We start from the raw sequence: 4454 nt of genomic DNA, 5'->3' as shown, positions 1-4454 counted from the left end.
TTCGCAAAGCCGAAAGGCGGGACCGTATCGGAGCCAGAAGAGGCCTCGTCACCCCGGGCGACATCATCCCGGAATGGTGGGCGACATCAAATCGGAACGGTGGGCGAGATCATTCTGGAATGGTGGGCGACATCGAGCGGAATCAGCACAATTACCGCCGGTACAAAAAGTTTCATTGGGATCAGCCCGCAGACCGTGCGCAAACGGCTGCCACCTCGTCAGCCTGGACACGAGAAAACCCGCCACAGTTGCCTGGCGGGTTTCTCGGAACGCCTGATCTCCCAACTAGGCGCCGGCGGTTCGCGCCAATTCGGCAATGACGAACTAAGGCCCCGCGGAGTGACGCTCTGCGGGGTCTTGGCTCTTAAAAGCCTACGCCTTGACCGATCAGTCGATGATTTTCACGACCCGGCGCGTGCGCGGTTCGACGATGACACGGCGGTCGTTCACGACCGCGTAGCGATACTCGGTGTAGTTCGGCACCGGGCGCAAGACCACGGTCGGGGGCAAGGGCTCGCCGACGACGACGCGCTCGTGGATCACGACGGAGTCGTCGCGCGGAATTCCGCCGAGCACGGCATTCGGAATTTCGAGGCCGGCGCCAACGGCCGCACCGACGGTGCCGCCGACCATCGCGCCGACCGGGCCACCGATGTCGCCACCCGCACGCGCGCCGTCCCTGGCGCCCTGTTCGGTCGTCGACTGGGCAAAGGCTGCACTCGACGCCGCCAGCAGCGACACAGCAGCCAATGAAATCGCAAGACGGGTTTTCATGTCCACTCTCTCCAGTGGTTGTTGATGCGCCGTCAACCGCTGGGCCAGAGCATTGTTCCGGTTCCTCCGATGAAAGGCGCGTCTGGAGAATGTTACTACGCAACAGTTCAGGCCGCGGCGGCGCAGCGTTGCTGTCAGGCATACGTTGCGAAGACGGGTAGCTCTTGATTGGAAAGCCGCAGTATCATGGGCCGGTTGGCAGCGCTGAAGAACCGCGAGCAGCAATTCGTCATCGACGACGAGGCTGTGGTCCTCGGCGTCGATGGGGCCTCGGATTTCAACGCCCTGCATTCTCGCAAGCAAGATGCCGAGGTTCAACTCTATGCGTTCGACATTCTGGCGCTCGGCGGCGAGGATCTGCGCCAGCTGCCGTTGACTATGCGCAAGACGAACCTTGCGCGCCTGCTCCGCGGCCGACCTGATGGCATCTTTCTCGCACCGTTTGAGAGCGGAGATATTGGACCGGACCTCTTCAAGGCTGCCTTTGGCATGGGCCTTGAGGGATTAGTTTCGAAACGGCGTGATCGGCGCTACATTGCCGGTCGCACGAAGGAATGGATCAAGGTGAAGACTCGAACACACCCCGCTATGTCCCGGGAGTTTTAGAATGCCGGATTACGGCCGCTTCTCGGGCTGAACCAGACCTACGCTAAATCAGTCGGGCATTTCCCCTTTTTATCCCAAGGCGACATTGCATCCGTTCAATCAGCCGGCGCACTGGCAATCGGGTTCTCCACCGCGTGGTGCTCGAGCCTTTAGTTGGCCGCTCTCTGTATCGCTCTATGCGCTCCGCTGTATGCCGGGCGGCTGCCATGTCCCTTCGCCCGGCGGCAAGATCGAAGGTGCTTCGGTCTTCGGCCAGTAGAGCCGCATGACAAGATAGATCGTGTCGTTCGGCGCCGGCAGCCAGTTTGCTTCCTTGCCAGCGCCGGGCGACTTGTTCTGGATGTAGAGCGTTAGTGATCCGTCCGCATTCTTTTTCATGTTCGGCAGCATCGGCGAGTTGATCAGATAGCGGTTGATCGGATTTTCGATCAGGAGTTGGGACTTGCCGTCATACATCGTCAGCGACCAGAACGAATTCACCGGTGGCAGTTTTCCGGCCGGGAAAGTCAGTGTGTAGTTGTGCTTGCTGCCGTCGAGCGTTTGACCGTCGCCGTCAACGCGCGTGAATGGATAGGTCGCTTCCGCCGGGTCATTACCATAGATGCCGGCCTGAGCGGCGACGGCACGCTTCAACCAGTCGCCATTGTAGTGGGCGCTATCGCCTGGAAGACCGCTAACCCGCCAGCCATTGATCGCCTTGCCGACATTGGCGACGGCCTCGTCGACTTTCCGCTGGCCTTCCTTCATGCCAAGGCCTATCTCCAGTTTCTGCTCCAGAGGGAGGTCCTTAAAGTTGAAGGTCTTGCCAGGCCCAATGCCGATGCGTGCTAGCTTGGCGCGTATCTCTTTCTCATTGCCCTGCGCCGGCGCGAATTGCAGCGCGAAGTCGAGATAATCGAAGAAGTTGGTCTTCACGAGTTCCTTATCGATCTTGGGGAAGTCGATGGTTGGCGCGGCCGGCGGCGGCGTCTGCTTCAGATAGGCCGATAGCATCTGCACCTTGTAGCCAGCCTGCACCTTCTTGACGTTGTCGAGATCTTCCGGACCGAAAAGCTGGGTGCGATAGCCTGCGACGGAAAACTGTGTGCTCGAACGAAACACCTGCTTGATGCCCGCCGGGGTGTCGCCCTTCCAGTCGGGCCCGACCACCATGTAGTCGCCGGCCTCGCTCCCTGTGGCACGGGTGCCTATATAGCCGTAATTGTAGGTATTGCCGTCGCATAGCATGACCGAGTAGTAGCGCTTCGGATCGATCGCCGGCACCGAGAGCACCACCGGCTCCGCCCGCAAATCCATCCACACGAAGGAATAGGGTGTGTCGCTGTTCGGCGTGACGATTGCGGTATCTTTGTAGGTGAAGACGTTAGGTTCGTTCTTGATCTGATTGAACGGAGCCTTGAACTGCCCAGAATTCCGATCGATCGCATATTCATGCATGACGGCATAGTTCATCACGATAGGCAGGCCGTAGACGAACCCTGCCTCGGCAATGTCTTTTGCCTCGAAAAAACCTGGGCGATCGTCGCTGGTCTGTGCGTGCGCGGGGACAGACTTCGCCGTCGATGCAGTGATGGCAGCCAAGGCGGCCGAACGAAGAAGATCGCGCTTAGTAAACATTTTCCGCAGTCCTTCCAGTTCTTTGTGCTCAAGCGCGCATGCGCTGCTCGCAGATCGATTTGTTTGAGAAGTTTCGCACCTGCCGCGATGGTTGACAATGCAAAATCGGACAACCCTAAGCATGCCCGGAGGTCCGTTGTTGGCCCAACACGGAAGTCCCGCGATGTCCGCTTTCGCGCCGCTATCAGAGTCTCAGCGGACATCAACGGTGTCCCTGAACTATCTCACGACAGGCAGTAGTGCTCGTTCCAAGCCGCCAGGAATCAATAATTTGACGAAGGTTTGCCGGGTGGCTCAGGAACGTTCGGTGGTGGCGTTGCTTGGAGAGCAATGACGAGCACGACCGTAGTTCTCATTCCCGGCATGCTGAAAGCCCTTCGCCTGGTGCGCGTCTATGGCTTTATGGTCGAGCGCAGAGACGGCCTGTATTACCCCGGCAGCAACCAGCCGGCATGCTCGAAGGCTTTGGCAGAGAAGATGGTTGAAGGCGGCTGGCTGGTAAAATACGGAGAGCGTTATCAGCCTACAGAGAAGGGTTGGCACGCAGGAGAAGCTGGTTCGGATGTGGGGTAAGGTAAGATAGGTGAATCCCAGAGCCGCCCGCGGCTCGCGCCCTCTTCGCGACACCGAGGCCGCCAACTGAAGCGTCCTTACTGTTTCGTCCTACTTCTGTCGAAAATGAACGCGGCTTGGAACACCCGCTCGACGTCTGTTCTCACTTCCACGGAAACGTCCTGCCGTATGGTGGCAAAGTCCTTTGCCAAGTTCGCAAGCGACCTGGCGGCTTCGACCTCAGCCTCTTGCTGAGTGTCGAATTCCAGACCTTCCTCGTCCGGGTACAAACCGGTGTCGTCCCGGATGTCGAAGTAGTACCGGGTCATGCGCCGCCCTCATTCGAGGGAGAGCAATGGAATTAAATGTCCACCTGTTCCTATTCCGGCGGCTGTAACCCGGGCGATCTCAGCCAATCGCTGATGTGAGAGCCGGTCTCGGCTTGTCTGGCTTTGCGAAGGAGGATTTCGCGCTCAGCGCCGTGCGGGAGCCTCTTGGCTTCCTCTCTCAATCGCTGGGCTTCTTGGCCGAGACGTTCTTCGAGGGTGACGGTCTGTTTAAACCTGCGGCGTTTCGTCATGACTGGCCTCGTGCATACGGGTCCTAACCGTTTGGTTTGCAGTCCATATTTTAGCCAGAGCGCTACCTGTTGCATTCACAAATGTTGGAATCTCGCGCCCTCGGAAGAACTTTAGATGCCGTAATGGGCCCTGCTCCGTGCAAGGGGGCATCCAGCAGCGCTCGGATCTCTTGAGCCCCCTATCGACTTTGCGTGCACCGCGCGGAACCATCCCATCCGGATCAACTGGGCAATTCCGCGTGCATCCTTGCGATCCGTCTTCACTGTCATCGCCGACAATGCTGCCTTCACATGCCGTGTTTCCAGCAGAACCGTCTCGAATCCT

General features: G+C 58.8%; 6 protein-coding genes and 1 pseudogene. 2 read left to right on the top strand and 5 right to left on the bottom strand.

Annotation, left to right across the window (positions count from 1 at the left end; translation table 11 throughout):
• Positions 1-387 precede the first annotated feature (387 nt).
• Positions 388-774, bottom strand: a complete 387-nt coding sequence (locus tag AB4Z51_RS44475; RefSeq protein ID WP_038960231.1) for a DUF1236 domain-containing protein — start codon at positions 772-774, stop codon at positions 388-390.
• Between the two features lie 186 nt (positions 775-960).
• Between AB4Z51_RS44475 and AB4Z51_RS44470 the strand changes: the two genes are divergently transcribed.
• On the top strand, positions 961-1380 hold the full coding sequence (locus AB4Z51_RS44470; protein ID WP_135217242.1) for an ATP-dependent DNA ligase: 420 nt from the start codon (positions 961-963) through the stop codon (positions 1378-1380).
• Between the two features lie 174 nt (positions 1381-1554).
• Here the strand turns inward: AB4Z51_RS44470 and AB4Z51_RS44465 are convergent, their stop codons facing one another.
• Positions 1555-2997 carry a DUF1254 domain-containing protein gene (locus tag AB4Z51_RS44465; RefSeq protein ID WP_135217244.1) on the bottom strand — a complete coding sequence of 481 codons (1443 nt, stop codon included), beginning with the start codon at positions 2995-2997 and terminating at the stop codon, positions 1555-1557.
• Between the two features lie 330 nt (positions 2998-3327).
• On the opposite strand from AB4Z51_RS44465, the gene AB4Z51_RS44460 reads away from it, so the two are divergent.
• Positions 3328-3570, top strand: a complete 243-nt coding sequence (locus AB4Z51_RS44460; protein WP_135217241.1) for a hypothetical protein — start codon at positions 3328-3330, stop codon at positions 3568-3570.
• Between the two features lie 77 nt (positions 3571-3647).
• On the opposite strand, the gene AB4Z51_RS44455 is transcribed toward AB4Z51_RS44460, so the two are convergent.
• The 3 genes and pseudogenes from AB4Z51_RS44455 to AB4Z51_RS44445 all read right to left on the bottom strand — a co-directional run.
• Entirely contained in the window at positions 3648-3878 is a 231-nt protein-coding gene (locus tag AB4Z51_RS44455; RefSeq protein ID WP_135217240.1) for a DUF6894 family protein, read from the bottom strand.
• Between the two features lie 50 nt (positions 3879-3928).
• On the bottom strand, positions 3929-4129 hold the full coding sequence (locus tag AB4Z51_RS44450; protein WP_135217239.1) for a hypothetical protein: 201 nt from the start codon (positions 4127-4129) through the stop codon (positions 3929-3931).
• A gap of 152 nt (positions 4130-4281) precedes the next feature.
• Positions 4282-4454, bottom strand: a pseudogene (locus AB4Z51_RS44445) (IS110 family transposase); the annotation flags it as partial.

This window comes from Bradyrhizobium sp. 2TAF36 (assembly GCF_052114925.1).
GTDB lineage: Bacteria > Pseudomonadota > Alphaproteobacteria > Rhizobiales > Xanthobacteraceae > Bradyrhizobium > Bradyrhizobium barranii.
This window is presented reverse-complemented; position numbering and strand designations above follow the sequence as displayed.